The organism is Thioalkalivibrio sp. ALRh (assembly GCF_000381425.1).
In the GTDB taxonomy this organism is placed as follows: domain Bacteria; phylum Pseudomonadota; class Gammaproteobacteria; order Ectothiorhodospirales; family Ectothiorhodospiraceae; genus Thioalkalivibrio.
Genome location: NZ_KB906519.1, coordinates 1,053,938 through 1,072,636 on the forward strand (window position 1 = coordinate 1,053,938; position 18,699 = coordinate 1,072,636).

At 67.0% G+C, this 18,699-nt stretch carries 18 protein-coding genes; 8 read left to right on the forward strand and 10 right to left on the reverse strand.

Going from position 1 to position 18,699, the window contains the following annotated elements:
• Positions 1–26: 26 nt before the first annotated feature.
• Positions 27–2,825: a 2-oxoglutarate dehydrogenase E1 component gene (locus F791_RS0105080; RefSeq protein WP_018139837.1), complete on the reverse strand. Its 2,799-nt coding sequence runs from the start codon at positions 2,823–2,825 to the stop codon at positions 27–29.
• 177 nt (positions 2,826–3,002) lie between these two features.
• Here F791_RS0105080 and uvrD point away from each other — a divergent pair, with 177 nt between their 5' ends.
• Positions 3,003–5,216, forward strand: coding sequence for a DNA helicase II (uvrD, locus tag F791_RS0105085; RefSeq protein WP_019592273.1), 2,214 nt, complete (start codon positions 3,003–3,005; stop codon positions 5,214–5,216).
• A gap of 46 nt (positions 5,217–5,262) precedes the next feature.
• Here uvrD and F791_RS0105090 read toward each other — a convergent pair whose 3' ends face one another.
• Positions 5,263–5,793: a DsrE family protein gene (locus F791_RS0105090; protein WP_038048854.1), complete on the reverse strand. Its 531-nt coding sequence runs from the start codon at positions 5,791–5,793 to the stop codon at positions 5,263–5,265.
• A 160-nt stretch (positions 5,794–5,953) separates the two neighbouring features.
• Between F791_RS0105090 and rpsT the strand changes: the two genes are divergently transcribed.
• On the forward strand, positions 5,954–6,223 hold the full coding sequence (gene rpsT, locus F791_RS0105095; protein WP_018863226.1) for a 30S ribosomal protein S20: 270 nt from the start codon (positions 5,954–5,956) through the stop codon (positions 6,221–6,223).
• A 142-nt stretch (positions 6,224–6,365) separates the two neighbouring features.
• Here the strand turns inward: rpsT and ggt are convergent, their stop codons facing one another.
• The 3 genes from ggt to coaD are packed head-to-tail and all read right to left on the reverse strand — an operon-like array spanning position 6,366 to position 8,845.
• Positions 6,366–8,069 (reverse strand): gamma-glutamyltransferase, encoded by a 1,704-nt coding sequence (gene ggt, locus F791_RS0105100; protein ID WP_018139833.1) that lies wholly within the window; start codon positions 8,067–8,069, stop codon positions 6,366–6,368.
• A 2-nt stretch (positions 8,070–8,071) separates the two neighbouring features.
• Positions 8,072–8,320: a YfhL family 4Fe-4S dicluster ferredoxin gene (locus F791_RS0105105; protein ID WP_012981508.1), complete on the reverse strand. Its 249-nt coding sequence runs from the start codon at positions 8,318–8,320 to the stop codon at positions 8,072–8,074.
• Between the two features lie 33 nt (positions 8,321–8,353).
• The gene (coaD, locus tag F791_RS0105110; RefSeq protein WP_018139832.1) at positions 8,354–8,845 is read right to left on the reverse strand and encodes a pantetheine-phosphate adenylyltransferase; all 492 of its coding nucleotides are present in this window, start codon (positions 8,843–8,845) and stop codon (positions 8,354–8,356) included.
• A gap of 142 nt (positions 8,846–8,987) precedes the next feature.
• Here coaD and F791_RS0105115 point away from each other — a divergent pair, with 142 nt between their 5' ends.
• Positions 8,988–9,215 (forward strand): hypothetical protein, encoded by a 228-nt coding sequence (locus tag F791_RS0105115; protein WP_018139831.1) that lies wholly within the window; start codon positions 8,988–8,990, stop codon positions 9,213–9,215.
• A gap of 11 nt (positions 9,216–9,226) precedes the next feature.
• Here the strand turns inward: F791_RS0105115 and F791_RS0105120 are convergent, their stop codons facing one another.
• From F791_RS0105120 to F791_RS0105130, 3 genes are all read right to left on the reverse strand, one after another.
• A complete protein-coding gene (locus tag F791_RS0105120; RefSeq protein ID WP_038056909.1) occupies positions 9,227–10,255 on the reverse strand; it encodes a PA2778 family cysteine peptidase in 1,029 nt (342 codons plus the stop codon).
• A gap of 7 nt (positions 10,256–10,262) precedes the next feature.
• Positions 10,263–10,682 carry a PA2779 family protein gene (locus tag F791_RS0105125; RefSeq protein ID WP_018139829.1) on the reverse strand — a complete coding sequence of 140 codons (420 nt, stop codon included), beginning with the start codon at positions 10,680–10,682 and terminating at the stop codon, positions 10,263–10,265.
• A gap of 169 nt (positions 10,683–10,851) precedes the next feature.
• Positions 10,852–11,289 carry a hypothetical protein gene (locus tag F791_RS0105130; RefSeq protein WP_018139828.1) on the reverse strand — a complete coding sequence of 146 codons (438 nt, stop codon included), beginning with the start codon at positions 11,287–11,289 and terminating at the stop codon, positions 10,852–10,854.
• A 156-nt stretch (positions 11,290–11,445) separates the two neighbouring features.
• Here F791_RS0105130 and F791_RS13450 point away from each other — a divergent pair, with 156 nt between their 5' ends.
• Positions 11,446–11,709: a GDCCVxC domain-containing (seleno)protein gene (locus tag F791_RS13450; protein ID WP_081622267.1), complete on the forward strand. Its 264-nt coding sequence runs from the start codon at positions 11,446–11,448 to the stop codon at positions 11,707–11,709.
• Here the strand turns inward: F791_RS13450 and F791_RS0105135 are convergent.
• Complete coding sequence (locus F791_RS0105135; RefSeq protein ID WP_018139827.1) at positions 11,696–12,961, reverse strand: 6-phosphofructokinase; 1,266 nt, start codon at positions 12,959–12,961, stop codon at positions 11,696–11,698. The genes F791_RS13450 and F791_RS0105135 overlap by 14 nt on opposite strands.
• Positions 12,962–13,181: 220 nt before the next feature.
• Here F791_RS0105135 and F791_RS0105140 point away from each other — a divergent pair, with 220 nt between their 5' ends.
• From F791_RS0105140 to F791_RS0105155, 4 genes are all read left to right on the forward strand, one after another.
• The gene (locus F791_RS0105140; protein WP_018139826.1) at positions 13,182–14,195 is read left to right on the forward strand and encodes a class 1 fructose-bisphosphatase; all 1,014 of its coding nucleotides are present in this window, start codon (positions 13,182–13,184) and stop codon (positions 14,193–14,195) included.
• A 158-nt stretch (positions 14,196–14,353) separates the two neighbouring features.
• Positions 14,354–15,325 carry a chromate resistance protein ChrB domain-containing protein gene (locus F791_RS0105145; RefSeq protein ID WP_018139825.1) on the forward strand — a complete coding sequence of 324 codons (972 nt, stop codon included), beginning with the start codon at positions 14,354–14,356 and terminating at the stop codon, positions 15,323–15,325.
• A complete protein-coding gene (gene chrA, locus F791_RS0105150; RefSeq protein ID WP_018175120.1) occupies positions 15,322–16,674 on the forward strand; it encodes a chromate efflux transporter in 1,353 nt (450 codons plus the stop codon). Before F791_RS0105145 ends, chrA begins: the two co-directional genes overlap by 4 nt.
• 11 nt (positions 16,675–16,685) lie before the next feature.
• Complete coding sequence (locus tag F791_RS0105155; RefSeq protein WP_018175119.1) at positions 16,686–17,645, forward strand: MBL fold metallo-hydrolase; 960 nt, start codon at positions 16,686–16,688, stop codon at positions 17,643–17,645.
• A gap of 58 nt (positions 17,646–17,703) precedes the next feature.
• Here the strand turns inward: F791_RS0105155 and F791_RS0105160 are convergent, their stop codons facing one another.
• Positions 17,704–18,699: a 2-hydroxyacid dehydrogenase gene (locus tag F791_RS0105160; protein ID WP_019592274.1), complete on the reverse strand. Its 996-nt coding sequence runs from the start codon at positions 18,697–18,699 to the stop codon at positions 17,704–17,706.

The following is an 18,699-nucleotide window of genomic DNA, read 5'->3' on the forward strand; positions in this document are numbered from 1 at the left end:
CGCTTCCTTGTGCTGTGCGTCAGTGTTCAGGGCGTGGGGTGCGGGGTGTCGCGCGAGCTGATCGGGCCGAATGCCCGCTCGAGCAGATCCTTCAACTGCGCCTTGTGGACCTCCGGGTAGCCGACCGCCGGCGCGGCGGCCGGGGGTCGTGCGACCGCGTGCAGCGTCTGACCACGCACCGTCAGCAGTGGATTGATGCGCGGCGCCAGGAATCCCAGATAGCCCTGATTTTCCGGCTCGTCCTGCACCCAGACGAACTCCTCCGCGTGTGGGTAGCGCCCCAGCAGTTCGGTCAGGCGCTCCTCGGGGAACGGGTAGCTCTGCTCCAGGCGCAGGATTGCGACATCCCAGTGCTGGCCCTCGGACTGGCTTGTAGCCAGGTCATAGTAGATGCGGCCACTGGTCAGCAGCACCCGCTTGACGGCCTTGGGGTCCTCAATGCGCGCATCGTCGATCACCGTCTGGTACTGCCCGTGCGCCAGCGCCTCGAGATCGGAGACCGCATCCTGGTGCCGCAGCAGGCTCTTCGGCGTCATCACGATGAGCGGCTTGCGATAGGGGCGCACCATCTGCCGACGCAGCAGATGGAAGATCTGCGCGGGCGTGGTCGGCACACAGACCTGCATGTTCTCCTGAGCCGCCAGTTGCAGGAAGCGCTCGGGCCGGGCCGAGGAATGCTCCGGGCCCTGACCCTCGTAACCATGCGGCAGCAGCAGCGTCAGCCCGCACAAACGGCCCCATTTCTGTTCGCCGGAGGAGATGAACTGGTCGATCACCACCTGCGCGCCGTTCACGAAGTCACCGAACTGCGCCTCCCAGACCACCAGGGCCTCCGGCGCGGCCGTTGCATAGCCGTACTCGAATGCGAGCACGCCTTCCTCGGACAGCAGCGAATCGATGACCAGGAAGCGCGGATGATCCGGGTCCAGCCGACGCAGCGGCACCAGCGCCTTCCCTGTCTCCTGGTCGTGCAACACCGCGTGGCGGTGGAAGAATGTGCCGCGCCCGGAGTCCTGGCCGGACAGGCGAATACGGTAGCCATCCTGGATCAGCGTGCCGTAGGCCAGCGTCTCGGCCGCGCCCCAGTCCAGCAGCTGATCGCCCGCGGCCATCGCCCGGCGGGCGTCGAGGATCTTCTGCACGCGCGGGTGGACCTGAAAGCCCTCCGGCGGTGTCGAGAGCTGGTCGAGCATACGCGACAGGCGCGCGCTCTCCACGCCCGTCTCCACGTCCTGATCCCAGGTCTGGTTCACATAGGGCGCCCAGTTGGTTGTGGTGCCATGCCCGTCGTCGTGCAGCGACAGGGCCACGGGCTCGCCGGCATCCAGGCGGGCGCGATAGGCCTCGACCGCCTCGTCCTGGGCCTTCTCTTCGGTCAGCCCGGCCTCGATCAGTGAGCGCGCGTATAGCTCGCGGGTGGTCGGCAGGTCGCGGATACGGCGGTACATGTGCGGCTGCGTGGCGGCCGGCTCGTCGGCCTCGTTGTGTCCTTGGCGGCGGTAGCAGACCAGGTCGATCACCACGTCCTTGCCGAAGCGCATGCGGTAATCCAGCGCGACCTGGGTGACAAACACCACAGCCTCGGGATCGTCGCCGTTCACGTGCAGGATCGGCGCGTTCACCATTTTGGCGACATCGGTCGCGTAATGCGTCGAGCGGGCGTCTTTCAGGGTCGATGTGGTAAACCCGACCTGGTTGTTCACCACCACGTGCACCGTGCCCTTGGTGGAAAACCCCCGGGTCTGGGACATGTTCAGGGTTTCCATGACCACGCCCTGGCCGGCGAACGCGGCATCGCCATGGATCACCACGGGCATCACCCGGTTGCCCTTCCGATCGGCTATGCGGACCTGGCGGGCGCGCACCGAGCCCTCGACGACGGGCGTCACGATCTCCAGATGCGAGGGGTTGAACGCCAGCGCCAGATGGACCGGGCCGCCGGGCGTCTCGACATTCGAGGAGAAGCCCATGTGGTACTTGACGTCCCCGGTGCCACGATCGTCGCGCGGGCGGCCCTCGAACTCGCCGGCCAGATCCGCGGGGGCCTTGCCGAACAGGTTGACCAGCACGTTCAGGCGCCCGCGATGCGCCATGCCCAGCACGACCTCCTGCAGCCCGCGCGCACCGCCGCGCTGGACCAGGGCATTCAATAGCGGAATCAGGCTCTCCGCGCCTTCCAGGGAGAAGCGCTTCTGTCCGACATAGCGCCGGTGCAGATAGCGCTCCAGCCCCTCGGCCGCCGTCAGGCGCTCGAGGATGGCCAGCCGCGTCTCGTCGCCAAAGCCGAAGTGGCCATGGGCCGACTCCAGCCGCTCCTGCAGCCAGCGCTTTTCCTCGGTCGCCGCGATGTGCATGTATTCGGCACCGATGCTCGCGCAGTAGGTCTCGCGTAGCACCCGCTCGATCGTGTCCAGCGACACCGGGCCCTCGATGAACAGGGAACCGGGATCGAACAGGATCTCCGGGCCGACCCGGTCCAGCCCGTGATACCCCCGACTCAGCTCCACCGGCGGCTCGGGGGCCTCCCGCTCCAGCGGATCCAGACGCGCCCCGAAGTGGCCCAGATAGCGATAGGAGTTGATGAACTGAAGCACCCGGATCTGCAACTGCTCATGGGCCAGATCCGGGCGATCGGTCGAACGACGCCGTTCCAGCCGCGGCGCACCCTCCAGCGAGCGGAAGTAGTCGGCCCAGGCCGGCGGCACCGACTCCGGGTCCTCGCGGTAGCGTTCCAGCAGGGTCTCGGCGAAAAGCAGGTTGTCCGGGTGCAGCTCCTGTCCGGAGACCGGCGTATCCAGCCGGTGCAGCGAGGGCATGTCATTCATTCGCGATGTTCCGATTGCGCGTGCGCGGTGTTGTTACTTGGGACCGTTCTCGGCTGCGAGGTTCCCCGCGCGGGGCCGATGAGGACTTTGCCCGAGAGTAGCGCGTTTGCGCGGCGGAAGGCACACGCCCCGCGTGCACAACGTGCGATTCCGGCCGGGTTTCCCTACCATTCGCGCATGGATGTCTCCCCCCTGCTCGATTCCCTGAACCCGGCCCAGCGCGAGGCCGTGGCGGCCCCGCCACAACCCCTGCTGGTGCTGGCCGGCGCCGGCTCCGGCAAGACCCGCGTGCTGGTGCACCGCATCGCCTGGCTGATCGGTGTGGAGGGCGTGGCCCCGCACAGCCTGCTGGCGGTCACCTTCACCAACAAGGCGGCGGCCGAGATGCGCGGGCGCATCGAGGCGCTGCTGGGCCACCCGGCGACCGGGCTGTGGGTCGGCACCTTCCACGGGCTGGCCCACCGTCTGCTGCGCCAGCACTGGCAGGACGCGCGGCTGCCGCAGGGCTTCCAGATCCTCGACTCCGACGACCAGCTGCGCATGGTCAAGCGCGTGCTGCGCGGCCTGGAGCTGGACGAGGCGCGCTGGCCGCCGAAACAGGCGCAGTGGTACATCAATGCGCGCAAGGACGAGGGCTCGCGCCCGGAACACCTGCCGGATACCGGCGACCCGGTCGCCCGCCAGTGGGTGCGCGTCTACACCACCTACCAGCAGGCCTGCGAGCGTGCCGGGGTGGTGGATTTCGCCGAACTGATGCTGCGCTCGCTGGAGCTGCTGCGCGACAACAAGGCGCTGCTGGAGCACTACCGCACGCGCTTTCGCCATGTGCTGGTCGACGAGTTCCAGGACACCAACGACATCCAGTACGCCTGGCTGCGCCTGCTGGCCGGCGACAGCCCCGTGTTCGCGGTCGGCGACGACGACCAGTCCATCTACGGCTGGCGCGGCGCGAAGATCGAGAACATCCAGCACTTCCAGCAGGACTACCCGGGTACCCAGGTCGTGCGCCTGGAGCAGAACTACCGCTCCAGCGGCAACATCCTGAACGCCGCCAACGCACTGATCCGCCACAACTCCGGGCGTCTCGGCAAGGAGCTTTGGACCGAGGACAAGGAAGGCGCCCCGGTGCGCCTGTACACCGCGCTGAACGAGCAGGAAGAGGCGCGCTTCATCGCCGAGACCATCGCCCGCCATGTGGACCAGGGCGGGCTGCATCGCGAGTGCGCGGTGCTGTATCGCTCCAACGCCCAGTCACGTGTACTGGAGGAGACCTTCATCGGTCGGCGTATGCCCTACCGGGTCTACGGCGGCCTGCGCTTCTTCGAGCGCCAGGAGATCCGCGACGCCCTGGCCTACCTGCGCCTGGCCGGCAACGGCGATGACGACGCCGCCTTCCTGCGCGTGGTCAATCAGCCGCCGCGCGGGATCGGCGAAAAGACCCTGGAGGGCCTGCGCCAGGCGGCCCAGGCGGCGGACACCAGCCTGCTGAAGGCGGCTGTCCATGCGGTCGACGCCGACGCGCTACCCGGCCGCGCGCGCAACGCGGTCGCCGGCTTCATCCAGCTGATCCACAGCCTGCAGCAGGAGCTGCCACGCCAGCCGCTGGCCGATCAGGTGGAGCAGGCGATCGAGCGCGCGCAGCTGCGCGAGCACTACAAGAAGGAGAAGGGCGAGCGCGGCGAGGCGCGCCTGGAGAACCTGGACGAACTGGTAGGCGCGGCGCGCGCCTTCGACATGGAGCCCACCGCCGAGAGCGAGGAAGGCGAAGGCAACCGCCTGACCGAGTTCCTCGCCCACGCCGCGCTGGAGGCCGGCGAGGGCGCAGCCGACCCGCACGAGGACGCGGTGCAGATGATGACCCTGCACTCCGCCAAGGGCCTCGAGTTCCCGCTGGTCTTCCTGACCGGCCTGGAAGAGGGCCTGTTCCCCAACTCGCGCTCGCTGGAGGAGCCGGGGCGACTGGAGGAGGAGCGCCGCCTGGCCTACGTCGGCATGACCCGCGCGGAGCAGGAGCTGTACCTGATCCACGCCGAGACCCGGCGCCTGTACGGGCGCGAGTCCTACAACGTTGCCTCGCGCTTTATCAACGAGATCCCGGAAGAGGCCCTGGAGGTGCTGCGCCCGCAGGCCTCGCCGTTTGGTGCGGGGCGCTTTGCCGCCAGCCGCCAGCGCACCGCGGGCTTTGGGTCGCTGGATACCTCAGATGCCGCGGCCCGCGACAATGGTCTGTCGATCGGGGCCCGCGTGCACCATGCGAAATTCGGCGAGGGCCTGATCACCCAGTTCGAGGGCTCGGGCAACTCGGCACGGGTGCAGGTGAACTTCGCCCACGCGGGTTCCAAATGGCTGGTACTCGGATTCGCCAAGCTCGAGGTCCTGGGCCAGCACTAAAAAGCCCCGCCGAGGCGGGGCTTGAGACTGCCTTCAGCGGCGCCGGTTACTCGATCTTGATGTAGGCGAATCCCTTCTCGTTCTGCAGCTCGGCGATACGTACCACGCCCGAGGGCACCATCTCGACGTTGTCGTACACCAGGTCTTCGTCGAGATTGATCTGACTACGGGTGATCTCGCACAGCTCCAGTTTCACTCCGTGAGAACTGACCAGGCTGGACAGGCGACCACGCAGCTCATCACGCTGCTCCTGGAGCTCCTCATCAGCCTCGAAGGGCGAGCCGTCGAGGTCGTCATCGGTCAGGAAACGGATGCCGTGTGCGACGAACACGATGCGCACATCCACGTCCATGAACTCGTCCTGGTAGTGCGTCATCATATTGTTGATGCTGGTCAGCATCGCGGAGAAACGCCGGGGATCGGCGAAATCGGCGTGATATACCACCTTGGCCTCGGGCTCCATGGCCTCGGCACGGGGCGTGAACGCCAACGCGGCGAACAGCAGACCCGTCAGCATCAGGGCCATCGCAAAACCGGGCAGGCGTGCCATTCGAGCGGCGCGGGGGAGCGGAAACATCGTGGTTCTCCTTGTGGGGTTGTCGTGTCTTATACAGTAGACGCCACGACCCCGCGACGCCATCCAGAACCCCAGCGGCACAAGGTTGACGCGAACCGGGGCCAGCGGTATGCTCTGCCGCCTTTTCCAGAACCTAGCGCATCAACGCGAGGGAAGTACTTTGGCGAATATTGCTTCTGCCCGTAAACGGGCCCGTCAGGCGGTCAAAAATCGCGCTCACAACGTGGCGCTTCGCTCCCGTTTCCGTACGGCCATGAAGGCCGTACTGAAGCCGCTGCAGCAGGGCGATGCCCAGGCAGCCAGCGAGGCCTACAAGAAGGCCGTGCCGGTCATCGACGCGACCGTGAGCAAGGGGCTGATCCACCGGAACAAGGCGGCGCGCCACAAGAGCCGCCTGAACGCCCGCATCCGCGACCTGGCCCAGGGCTAAATGCCCCGGCCGTTCGGGGCCCAGCCCCGAACGGGATTGCCTGCCAAGCCGCGCCCGGACATGATCCGGGCGCGGCTTTTTGCGTGGCTCGCTTCAGGAAAACATGGCAGCCGCGGCAGCTGGGCGCGAACCGCGAACTTGGTTACTCGGAGAGCACGCGGGCGCCGCCCTCGCCACGCGGGTCGGAGGCTGCCTCCAGCCGCCCTTCCCCGCGCTCCCACAGGATCGCCTGCATGTCGCCGAAGGGGCGCACCTGAGGCACCAGGCGGTGGCCGCGCGACACCAGTTGCCCGCGCGTTTCCATATCGAATGCACTGGTCTCGTGTTCCACGCGATCCGGCAGGTACTGGTGGTGATAGCGCGGCTGCTCCACGATCGCCTCCGCATCCAGGCCCTCCACCACACCCAGAATGCCGTGCAGCACCATGGTGATGATACGGCTGCCGCCCGGGGTGCCCAGGATCGCCACGCGATCATCGGTCTCGACAAAGGTCGGGCTCATGCTCGACAAGGGCCGCCGATACGGGGCAATCGCATTCGCCTCAAAACCGATCAGCCCGTAGGCATTGGGCTCGCCCGGCTTGGCCGAGAAGTCGTCCATCTCGTTGTTCAGCAGTACCCCGGTGCCGGGCACCACATAGCCGGAGCCGAACGGGTAGTTCAACGTCAGCGTGGCGGCCACGCGGTTACCGTCGGCGTCGATCACGGAGAAATGGGTCGTCTCCGGGCTCTCGGTGGCCTGCGCCGGGTCCGGGACATCCGCCTGCGGGTCCACCGATAGCGGCAGGTAGCGGCTGGGCGTGGCCTCGTCCGGGTGGATGGTCGCGCGCAACCCTGCCGCGTAGTCGCGCGACAACAACCGCTCCAGCGGCATGTCGACATGGTCCGGATCGCCCAGGTACTCGGCACGATCACGGTAGGCGCGGCGCATCGCCTCGATGGTCAGATGCGCGCGCAGGTCCGGGGCCAGCTCTTCGAGGTCGTAGAACGAGAGGATGTTCAGGATTTGCCCCAGGGCGACGCCGCCCGAGGACGGCGGCGAGGCCGTGGTAATCCGTGCACCCCGATATTCGATGTGGATCGGGTCGCGCTCGACGGCCTCGTAGCCCTCAAGGTCTTCCAGCGTCCAGATGCCGCCGGCCTCGCGCACCCCTTCGACCAGGCGCCCGGCCAGGGCGCCGGTATAGAAACCGTCGCGACCCTCTTCGGCCAAGAGACGCAGGGTGTCGGCCAGATCCGGCTGCACCAGGCGCATGCCCGCGTCGGGCACGCCGCCGTTGTCGAGGAAAATCTGCGCCGCATCGGCGCCATCCCGCAGCGCCTGGTGGCGGAAGCTAGCCATCTGGTTGTAACGGCTGCCCACCTCGACCCCGTCCTCGGCCAGGCGGATGGCCGGCTCCAGCGCATCGCCAAGCGGGAGGCTGCCGTAGTGGCGGGACAGGTGGTCGATCCCGGCGGGCATGCCGGGGATCCCGGCGGCGAGGACCCCGTCGAGCGAAAGACCCTCGACCACCTCGCCATCGTCGTCCAGGTACATGTCGCGATGCGCCTCGCCCGGAGCGGTCTCGCGGGCGTCCAGCATCACGCTGCGATCATTCGCCGCGTCGTAGAGCAGAAAGAACCCACCGCCGCCGAGGCCGGAACCATAGGGCTCGGCCACACCCAGGGCCGCTGTTACAGCGACGGCGGCATCGAACGCGTTGCCCCCGGCGGCGAGGATACGCTCGCCCGCCGCAGTGGCCTCCGGGTGGGCGGAGGCCACTGCCCCCTGGCCGGGCCCCTCGGCCTGAACGGGTGCCGCCAGCAGGGTGGCAGCCAGGGCGGCGGGGAGCAGGCGCGCGAGCATCGTTACGCGCCCATCAGCTTCTCGTACTTCGCCTGTAGCTGCTCGCGTGTTTCCTTGCGGTCAGGGTCCAGCGGGATGCAATCGACCGGGCAGACATCCTGGCACTGCGGTTCGTCGTAATGCCCGACGCACTCGGTGCAGCGCTCCGGGTCGATCTCGTAGATCTCGTCACCGGGATAGATGGCCTCGTTCGGGCACTCGGGCTCGCAGACATCGCAGTTGATGCATTCGTCGGTGATCATCAGAGCCATGGGGTTGTCCTCGTATCCAGTCGCAGGGCCCGGCTAGCGGGTCTCGCCGTTTTGTTCGGCCAGCATGCGCGCCACGCCGGGGCTCACGAATTTTGAGACGTCACCGCCCAAACGGGCGATTTCCCGTACCAGACTGGAGGAGACAAAGCTGTATTCCTCCGCCGGCGTCAGGAACAGCGTTTCGACCTCGGGGGCCAGCTGACGGTTCATGGCCGCCAGCTGAAATTCGTGCTCGAAATCGGATACCGCGCGCAGGCCGCGCAGGATCACGTTGGCCCCCTGGGCATGAACGAACTTGGCCAGCAGCACGTTGAAGCCCTGAACCTCGACCCCGTCGATCCCCTTCACTGCCTCTTCGGCCAGCGCGACGCGCGTCTCCAGCGGAAAGGCTGGCCCCTTGTTCGGGTTGGCGGCCACCGCTATCACCACACGATCGAACAGACGCGCGGCTCGGCGCACGATATCCGTGTGCCCGTGGGTGATTGGGTCGAAGGTGCCGGGGTAGATCGCAGTGACTTGGGACATGCCAACAGCCAGCAGGGAACAAGGCCCGTATTAGACCGCAAGGGGTGGGGGCAAACCAAACACCCCCACCCGGGCATGTTCGGAAATCGCCGGGCCAGGCTTTACACTGCCCCGTCTCGTCCACCGCCGCCAAGGGCTACCGATGACCGATGACTACCGTCCGCCGCTCGCCGATTACTGGGACCAGCTCGAGGCCCGCTACGGGGGCGGGTTCAACTTCCACCAGATCTCGCGCGAGGAACTGGCGCAACTGGTCGAGCACCTGCGCCACGCCGTGAAGGAAGACCCGCAAGTCACGGACGTCGAGAAACAGAACCTCGGGCTGGTCCTCAAGCACGCCGAACAGACCCTGGAGAAGCGCAAGGCCTGACGGGCCGCCCGCTACTCCTGCGGCGCGCGTGCTTCCAGCGCCGCGGGGCAGGGCGGAAGGGCGCGACACTGATCGCCGTCGTCAGGCGCCCCGGCCGCCGCCCCCAGGGTAGGCGCATAGCTCCCGGGACCGGCCAGTTCACCCGCGCAACTGGCAGCCTCGCGGGCCTGCTCGCCGCACTGGCGGGCAATCAGCACATGGGCCAGGTTGTTCCAGCCCTCGTGCCGTTGCGGGTCCCGTTCGATCAACTGGCGCAGCGTGTCCTCCGCCGTTAGCAGGTCGCCCTGGGCGAAGGCCACATTCGCCCGCCCGACATAGCCGATCGGGTGTTCCGGCCAGCGCTCCATCGCGGTCTGATATCCCGTGGCGGCCGGGCCCAGACGCCCCACCTGCTCCAGTTCGTTCACGGCACGCAGCCAGCGCAGCGGCTCGGCCGTGGCCGGCAGCTGATCCGGCTCGGTCACCAGGAAGGCCCAGCGATCGCCGCGCGCCCAGGTGCGCTCGAAGCGGGCGAACGAATTCACGTGGCGCTCGATAGGCCCGCTGCGCAGATACACCTCGCGCTCCTCCAGGTCGTAACCCATCACCACGGCAAAGTGCCATTCGGGGAACATCGCGACCCCGAGGTTCTGGAACACCACCACCGGGTTACCCTCGGCCACCTCGCGCAGGATGGACTCCAGCTGCGGCTCGACGCGGTAGGCGACCAGGTCACGGGCACGCGCGGCGGCACGCATCTCGGCCTGCAGACTGCCCTCGCGAGCCGGGATGTAGACCTCGTCGATCAGTTCTTCCAGCGAGGCGTCGATCCCGCGCGCACCCAGTACGGTGGCCAGCGCCGCCGGACCACACTGGTAATCCTCCTGCGGGAAGAACGGGGTGTCTTCCAGCTCCACGCGGGCCGGGATGTCTTCCGGGACCTGACTGGAGAGCTGCGCGCTCTGTGGCGCCGTGGCGCAGCCACTGAGCCAGAGCACGGCCAACAGGCCGCAAACGAGCGCGGCGAGCCCGGAGGCTCGCCGCCAGTACGCAGGCGTCATGAGAGACCTAGCGTTCGCGGGCGGGGCCAACAAACGAGAAGATGTCGGTCACGCCGACCGCGTCCAGGATCACGAGCACGACGAACACGATGGCAACCACGCCGACCACGCCGGCGGCACCGGCCGGATCGGTTTCCATGCGGGCCTCGAGGTGGGCCAGCTCTTCAGGGGTCAGGCGGGCGACGCGCTCCTGGGCCCGGTCGGGGTCCACGCCCATCTCGACCAGCTTCTCGCGCACGGCCTGATCATCCAGCTGCTTGAGCAGCTGTGCGCGGGTGTCATCCGCGCTGGCCTGCTGGATCATGGAGCCGGTGTCCAGCATTCCCGCACCGGCAAAGGCCGGGGTCGCGGGCAGCAGGGCCAGCGCCATTGCGATCAGGAAAGCGGCCGGGGCGGACAACCAACGACGATGCGGTGCGTGGGACATGGTCGAACTCCTTTTTCGATTGAACAGGGCCGGCAATCCGCCGGGGTGACACCACTTAAGTGTACCCGCCGGCACCTGCTCGCCAAGCCCCGGGCCGCTCATTTTTTCGCGCCCGGTCACGCTATCAAGCCCCGGTCAGGGAAACGCGGACCACGAAACGCGAGCTGGCTCAACTCTCTTCGGGCGGATCGACCTTTTCGATCTCGTACTCGAGCACTTCGACCGAACGCGCCCAGGCCCCGCCGCAGACGCTGTCGTCACGCGTGCGCTCACGCATGTCGCCCGGCGCAATCGTGCCGAAGCGACGCACCGTGGTGCGTACGTCATCGTCGAGCTCGCCGGGGCAGGTGTAGGCCGTCTTGGTCACGGTTACATCGACGTAGTCATCGCTCTCGTTCACGACGCGCCACTCACCGCGGACGTTGTCGCAGCCATGATCGCGCAGCCGGTATTCGACCTTGATATCGTCGGGCGAACCGTCGGCCGCCAGCCAGTAAGCACCTTGGGCCGACACCGTGCCCGGGGCGGCGAAAGCCCCCATCAAGGCGACGGCCGCAAAGCCCGCCAGCGTCCGGTTCAGGGTTTGGCTCTTCATGATCTCCTCCACAGTCTCTGGACTTCGGCTGGCCCTCTTGCGTGGCCTTTATCACAGATTAGACGCCCGGCTTGCACTGGCTACTCCGTTTCCGGGTAGCACACGGGGTTTTTCCGCCCACAGGCGCCTTGTACATTGCTCATCATGCCGCCTTCGCCTGAAACGCAGATGAATGAAGTCGTCCTGGAGTCGACCCTGACCTGCCCCGAATGCGGGCACGAGAAAGGGGAAACCATGCCTACCGATGCCTGCCAGTGGTTCTACGAGTGCACCGGCTGCGGTGCCCTGCTGAGGCCGGTGCCGGGCGATTGCTGCGTCTTCTGTTCCTACGGAACCGTGCCCTGCCCACCCATCCAGCAAGAAGGCCCCGGCGGCTGCTGCGGGCCGAACAAAGCACCCGAGCAGCAGGCAGGCGACACTAGTCGGTGTTGACCTCGTACGGCGGGCAGCGCTTGGGCAAGAGCTCGCCGCGGATGCGCGGGTAGCAGGGCAGGCCGCGCTCGAACGGCGGAGCGTCCTCGCCCTGGATCAGCGGGCGCAGGTAGTCGCGTGCGTCCTGAGTAATGCCGTAGCCATCCGGGGTGATGTAGTTGCGCGGCATGCCCTGCTCGATATCGGCGACGGTCTCCAGCGGGGTAAAGCCGATGCTCCAGCGATAGGGCTTGCTGGAGTCACGCCGGATGATCGGCATGAAGGCATCCTCGCCGGCGACCACCCCCTCCACCGCCGCGCGGCCACAGGCATAGGCCTGCTCCACGTCCACCTTCGACGCGATATGGCGCGCGGCACGCTGGATGTAGTCCACCACCGCCCAGTGCAGCTTGTGCCCGGTCTTTTCGCGGATCAGCTCGGCAAGGCGCGGGGCGGCACCGCCGAGCTGGGTGTAGGCATAGACATCGTGGCTCTGCGCGACCGAGAACAAGCCACCGTCGGGATTCTTCAGCCCCTCGGAAACGACCACCACGCAATACCCGTGACGTTCGATGGTGCGGTTCAGATGATCCAGGAAGTCGTCCTGATCGAACGGGACCTCGGCGAACAGGATCAGCATCGGCGGCTGGCCGTCGAACTCCTGCGCCAGCGCCGCCGCGGCCGCCAGCCAGCCAGCATGGCGCCCCATCACCTCCATCACGAACACCTTGGTGGAACTGGTGTGCATGGACTCGACGTCCAGGCTGGCCTCGCGCACCACGGTGGCGATGAACTTGGCGGCGGAACCAAAGCCCGGGCTGGAGTCGGTCACGGCAAGGTCGTTGTCGATCGTCTTGGGCACGCCAATCGCCTTGATCGGAAAGCCCATGCGCTCGCCCATCTTCGCGATCTTCAAGGCGGTATCCATGGAGCCGCCACCGCCGTTGTAGAAGAAGGTGCCGATGTCATGGGCGCGGAAGACTTCGACCAGGCGCTCGTATTGTTGCGGGTCCTTGTCGGGGTCACCCAGATCGAAGCGGCAGGAACCGAACGCACCGCCCGGCGTATGGCGCAGGGCGGCCAGGGTCAGCGGGTCCTCGTGGTCGAGGTCGATGATCTCTTCGCGCAGGACGCCCAGGATGCCGTCGCGCGCCGCATAGATCTTGCCGAAATGGGCCGGGTGGGCGCGGACCGCCTCGATTACCCCCCAGGCGCTGGCGTTAATGACAGCGGTGACCCCGCCCGACTGGGCGTACAGCGCGTTCTGGGGCATGCGAATCCTCCATGTTTTTGTTGGACCCCGAAGGCCGAGCAAGCACAGTGCCAGGCCGGTCACGCCACGATCAGTGCTGCGGATCGGCCCCTCCGGGTGCTTTTGCTACACTATGCCGCCTTTGACACCCGGCGCGCCGGGGCCGTTCGCCCCGCGACGGGGCTGCTGTGCCCCATTTCGCGCCGTGTCGCCCGATTCACAACAGCATCAGGATTGCATCATGCATATCGGCACCACTCTGACCAACTGCATCATCGAAACCCAGCGCGGCATCCAGGGCGCAACCGGCGAATTCACCGGTCTGCTGAACGACATCTCCGTGGCGTGCAAGAAGATCTCCGACCTCGTCGACAAGGGTGATCTGGTCGGCGTGCTCGGCTCCGCCGGCTCCGAGAACGTGCAGGGCGAGACGCAGAAGAAGCTCGACATCATCACCAACGAGGTGTTCATCGAGAGCCTGAGCCACAACGGCCACGCCGCCGGCCTGGCCTCCGAGGAGATGGACGAGATCTGCGAGATGCCGGCCAACGAGCCGCGCGGCCACTACCTGGTCCTGTTCGATCCGCTGGACGGCTCCTCGAACATCGACGTGAACGTCTCCGTCGGCACGATCTTCTCCATCCTGAAGGCCCCGGAAGGCGTCACCGATCCCAAGACCGAGGACTTCCTGCAGCCGGGCACCAAGCAGGTCGCCGCCGGCTACTGCCTGTACGGCCCGTCCACCATGATGGTGATGACCACCGGCCAGGGCGTGAAGATGTTCACCCTGGACAAGGACTTCGGCGAGTTCCTGCTGACCAAGGACAGCGTGCAGATCCCGGAAGACACCCAGGAGTTCGCGATCAACATGTCCAACAGCCGCTTCTGGGAGGCCCCGGTCAAGCGCTACATCGACGAATGCCTGGCCGGCAAGGAAGGCGAGCGCGGCAAGGACTTCAACATGCGTTGGGTAGCCTCCATGGTCGCCGAGGTGCACCGCATCCTGTGCCGCGGCGGGGTGTTCATGTACCCGATGGATACGAAGATGCAGGCCAAGGGCACGACCGGCAAGCTGCGCCTGATGTACGAGGCCAACCCGATGAGCTTCATCGTCGAACAGGCCGGCGGTGCCGCCACCACCGGGCGCGAGCGCATCATGGACATCAGCCCCGAGGGCATCCACCAGCGCGTGCCGGTGGTCCTGGGCGCGAAGAACGAAGTGGAGCGCATCACCGGCTACCACAACGAGGGCTGATCCCTACGCCCTTTGCAGTCAGGTAGACGCTGGCGCGAGCGCGGACGCGCGATCAAGTCAGCGCCTTCCAAGAGGCCCGGCCCCGCAAGGCGCCGGGCTTTCTTGTGCCCGGAAGCCATTGGTTGTAACGGACGTTACGTTACTGCTATACCTGTAACATGGATTTTCCGGATACCGACTGGCAACTGCTCATCCTCGCCTTTCAGAGTGGGCAGAACTCGACCCGGGTTCGGCTCTGGCGCGCGCTGAAGGCGCTGGGCGCCGCTACGCTGCGCGACGGGGTCTACTTGCTGCCCAATCGCTCGGATCTGCGCGACGCTCTGCTGGAACTGGCGGAATCCGCCCGGGCGGCGGGCAACCAGGCCTACCACCTGCCGGTGGCGGCCAGCGCCGAGGAGCAGGCGCATTACCGCAGCCTGTTCGACCGCGAGGCCGAGTACCGCACGCTGCAGACCAGCGCCGAAACCCTCCTGGGCCAGCTGCCTGGGCTGGGCGAGGCCGAACTGCTCAAGCGCCTGCGCCAGGTCCATCGCGAGGCGGAGCAGCTGCGCCGCACGGACTACTTCCCGGGCCCCGGACGCGGGCCACTGGAGGCCCAGCTGGCCCGGCTCGAATCCGCGGCCCAGTCGATGCTTTCGCCGGACGAACCTTCACCCGCACCGGATTCCGGAATCCCCCGGCTGGACTTGGCGGACTACCGGGGCCGGCTGTGGGCCACGCGCGCGGCCATGTGGGTGGACCGGGTCGCCAGTGCCTGGCTGATCCGCGAATTCATCGACCCGGAAGCCCGCTTCGTCTGGATTCCCACCCCGGCCGACTGCCCGACCGAGGCCCTGGGCTTCGACTTCGACGGGGCCGCCTTCACCCACGTCGGCGACCGCGTCACGTTCGAGGTACTGCTGGCCGCCTTCGGCCTGGAGCGCGACAGCGGTCTGGCCGGGCTCGCCGAGATGGTGCATTTCCTGGATGTCGGGGGCCGCCCCATCCCCGAGGCGGCGGGCTTCGAAAGCATCCTGACCGGGGCCAAACAGCAGTGCACGGACGACGATGCCCTGCTGGCCCGGGTAACACCGGTGCTGCACGACCTCCGCCAGGCCTTTGAGCAACAATCCGGACGCGACCCCAGATGACCGATCCCCGACACTCCTCGACACAACGACCCGACCCGCCCACTCGGGCCGAGGCCTTTCGCTACTGGCTGAAGCTCGGCTTCATCAGTTTTGGCGGTGCCGCCGGGCAGATCGGGATGATGCACGAGGAACTGGTGGAGCGCCGACGCTGGGTCTCCGAGAACCGCTTTCTGCATGCGCTGAACTACACGATGGTGCTGCCGGGGCCCGAGGCGCAGCAGCTGGCGACCTATCTCGGCTGGCTGCTGCACGGCACCTTCGGCGGCCTGATGGCCGGGCTGCTGTTTATCCTGCCTTCGCTGTTCCTGATGATCGGTTTGTCCTGGGTGTACCTGGCCTTTGGCGATGTACCGGCGGTGGAGGCCGTGTTCTATGGCATCAAGCCGGCGGTGGTCGCGATCATCGTCTACGCGGGCTGGCGCATCGGCGGACGGGTACTCAACAATGGCCTGCTGTGGTTGATGGCGATCGCGGCCTTCCTGGCCATCTTCGCGCTCAATATCCCGTTTCCGTACATCATCATTGCCGCCGGCATCCTCGGCTGGCTGGGCAGCCGTGTGTGGCCGGAGCGCTTTCGTGGCGGCGAATCCCACGGTGAGGGCGCCCACGAGGCCCGCGGCCCGGCGGTGGTGGACGACGACACGCCGCCCGCCCCCTGGATGCAGTTTCGCTGGCTGCGGGTCGTCCGATTTCTGGTGGTGGGTCTGGGCCTGTGGGCCGCCGTATTCGGCGCGTTGCTCGCGGTGTTCGGCTGGGACGCCACGCTGACCCGAATGGGGCAGTTCTTTACCCAGACCGCGCTGGTCACCTTCGGCGGGGCGTATGCGGTACTGCCCTATGTCTATCAGGGCGGGGTGGAGACCTATGGCTGGCTGAGCCCGACGCAGATGATCGACGGGATCGCGCTGGGCGAGGGCACGCCCGGGCCGCTCATCATGGTGGTCACCTTTGTTGGCTTCATCGGTGGCTGGACGCAGGCCTTTCTCGGGCCGGATCAAGTCGTTCTGGCCGCCCTGCTGGGTGCGCTGGTCGCGACCTTCTTTACCTTCCTGCCGTCGTTCCTGTTCATCCTGGTCGGCGCACCGCTGGTCGAGCGCACCCGCGGGGACCTGCACTTTACCGGGCCGCTGACGGGCATCACCGCTGCGGTGGTCGGGGTGATCGTCAATCTCGCGGTCTTCTTTACCTGGCACGTCTTGTGGCCGGACGGATTCGAGGGGGCCTTCGAATGGTTCTCCGCGCTGCTGGGCATCGCTGCCTTTATCGCCCTTGCCCGCTTTCGGGTCGGGATCATCCCGCTGATCGCTGTCTGTGCCGCCCTCGGTGCGGGGTATCAGCTTCTGCTCTAGGAGTACCTGACATGCTGAAACAAGGACGAAAAGGGGGCCTGTCGGTCCTGGCCCTGGCGGCATTCGCGCTGGGTCCGGCTCTTGCGGCCAGCGAGACCCCGATCCTGCCAGAACCCGAGGCCGTCTCGGATCATGCCCATGCCTGGATCGGGCCGTACGGCGGGCCGGACACCGAGAACCAGGGGTTTCGCATGAACCTCGGCTACGTGGTCGGCGAAGATGCTGTGGCCGTGATCGATTCCGGCCATACCCCGGAGATGGCCAAAGAGATGCTGGAGCATATCCGCGCCACGACGGACAAGCCGGTGCGCTACATGATCAACACCAACTCACAGCCGCACCGCTTCATGGGCAATGACGTCTTCCGCGAGGCGGGAGCCGACATCCTGGCCGCTCCCGAGGCCATCGACCGCATGCAGGGCAGCGCCTCGATGTTCGCCATGCAGCTCGAGAACGCGCTCGATCGGCCGGAAGGCTCCGCCGAACATCCCGAACCACCGAACGTGATGGTCGAAGATCGCGAGGAACTGGACCTGGGCGGTGTCACGCTGACGGTTCGTCATGTGGGCAGCGCACACACCCACGGCAGCCTGATCGCGGTGGTCGAGCCCGACAACGTCGTGTTTGCCGGCGACGTTCTCTACGGCGGCCGTCTGCTGGCCATCCTGCCCGACGGCAGCATGGAGGGCTGGCTGGAGGCCTACGAACTCCTGCAGGATGAGTACGCAGATGCGAAATTCATCCCGGGCCACGGGAAACCGGGCGCACTGTCGACCTTCGACCACGCAACCCACGATTACCTGCGCGCGCTGTGGGACCACATGTTTGAGGCGGCGGACATGGGCACCGACATGCAATCGGCCATCCGCTCCTTCGATGCTTCGCCCTGGCAGGACCTGGCCGATTTCGACGACCTGGCGCCACGCAACGCGAATCTGGCCTACCAAGAGGCCGAAAGCGCGCTGTTCTAGTTGGGGCTGGATCTTGCCTTCCTCCGGGACCGAGTGCCCGGGGGAAGTCATGACGCTATCAGACGACGCGGCCTTCGGGTTGCGCGTCCGGATCCCGGTGCAGGGTGGTCAGGTTGGCCACGGTGGTGTCGGCGATGTTGGTAAGCGCCTCGTGGGTCAGGAATGCCTGGTGGCCGGTGACCAGCACATCGTCGCGCTGCATCAGCCGCGCCAGACGCCGGTCCGGCAGACCGGCCAGCGACCAGTCGTGGAAGAACAGCCCCGCCTCGGCCTCGTAGACGTCCAGCGCAAATCCGCCCAGCTGACCCGAGTCCAGCGCGACCTCGGCGGCATTGGTATCCACCAGCGCCCCGCGCGCGGTATTGATCAGAAAGGCCCCGCGCGGCATCCGCGCCAGGGTGTCGGCATTGATCATGTGCCGGTTCTCCGGCGTCATCGGACAGCTCAGGCTCAGCACCCAGGACTCGGCCAGCAGCGTATCCAGGTCCCGATACTCCACCCCCGCCGCCTGCAGTTCCGCATTCGGGTAGGGGTCGTGCGCGAGGACGCGGCAGCCAAAGCCGAGCATGATCCGCGCGAAGGCCTGGCCGATGCGTCCAGTGCCGACCACCCCCACGGTGCGCCCGACGAGATCGAAGCCTGTCAGGTGGTCAAGGCGAAAATCGCCGCGCCGAGTCCGGTCCCAGGCCCGGTGCACCTGACGGTTCAGGGTCATCAGCAGGGCGACCGCATGCTCCGCGATCGCGTTCGGCGAGTAGGCCGGCACCCGCCCCACGCGCACCCCGCGCTCGCGGGCCCGCGCGACATCCAGGTTGTCGTACCCGGAGCAGCGCAGCGCGATCACATGGATGCCCTGATCCGCCAGCCCGTCGATCACCCGCCGGTGCAGGTCGTCGTTGGTGAACACGCAGACCGCATCCGCGCCCCGCGCCAGGTGCACCGTCTCCGCGGTCAGGCGCTCGGCGTACACCACCGGCACCATTCCGGCGGACACCAGAGCGGGTACCAGGGACTCGCGATCATGCTGCTGGATACTAAAGACGGCGACCTTCAT

Coding starts and splice junctions, on each gene's coding strand:
- F791_RS13450 (WP_081622267.1), top strand. CDS start 11,446: ATGAATGAAGTCGTCCTGGAGTCGACCCTGACCTGCCCCGAATGCGGG.
- F791_RS0105125 (WP_018139829.1), bottom strand. CDS start 10,682: ATGTCCCACGCACCGCATCGTCGTTGGTTGTCCGCCCCGGCCGCTTTC.
- F791_RS0105135 (WP_018139827.1), bottom strand. CDS start 12,961: ATGCCCCAGAACGCGCTGTACGCCCAGTCGGGCGGGGTCACCGCTGTC.
- uvrD (WP_019592273.1), top strand. CDS start 3,003: ATGGATGTCTCCCCCCTGCTCGATTCCCTGAACCCGGCCCAGCGCGAG.
- F791_RS0105160 (WP_019592274.1), bottom strand. CDS start 18,699: ATGAAGGTCGCCGTCTTTAGTATCCAGCAGCATGATCGCGAGTCCCTG.
- ggt (WP_018139833.1), bottom strand. CDS start 8,069: ATGCTCGCGCGCCTGCTCCCCGCCGCCCTGGCTGCCACCCTGCTGGCG.
- F791_RS0105145 (WP_018139825.1), top strand. CDS start 14,354: ATGGATTTTCCGGATACCGACTGGCAACTGCTCATCCTCGCCTTTCAG.
- F791_RS0105115 (WP_018139831.1), top strand. CDS start 8,988: ATGACCGATGACTACCGTCCGCCGCTCGCCGATTACTGGGACCAGCTC.
- F791_RS0105140 (WP_018139826.1), top strand. CDS start 13,182: ATGCATATCGGCACCACTCTGACCAACTGCATCATCGAAACCCAGCGC.
- chrA (WP_018175120.1), top strand. CDS start 15,322: ATGACCGATCCCCGACACTCCTCGACACAACGACCCGACCCGCCCACT.
- F791_RS0105120 (WP_038056909.1), bottom strand. CDS start 10,255: ATGACGCCTGCGTACTGGCGGCGAGCCTCCGGGCTCGCCGCGCTCGTT.
- F791_RS0105155 (WP_018175119.1), top strand. CDS start 16,686: ATGCTGAAACAAGGACGAAAAGGGGGCCTGTCGGTCCTGGCCCTGGCG.
- F791_RS0105090 (WP_038048854.1), bottom strand. CDS start 5,793: ATGTTTCCGCTCCCCCGCGCCGCTCGAATGGCACGCCTGCCCGGTTTT.
- F791_RS0105105 (WP_012981508.1), bottom strand. CDS start 8,320: ATGGCTCTGATGATCACCGACGAATGCATCAACTGCGATGTCTGCGAG.
- F791_RS0105080 (WP_018139837.1), bottom strand. CDS start 2,825: ATGAATGACATGCCCTCGCTGCACCGGCTGGATACGCCGGTCTCCGGA.
- coaD (WP_018139832.1), bottom strand. CDS start 8,845: ATGTCCCAAGTCACTGCGATCTACCCCGGCACCTTCGACCCAATCACC.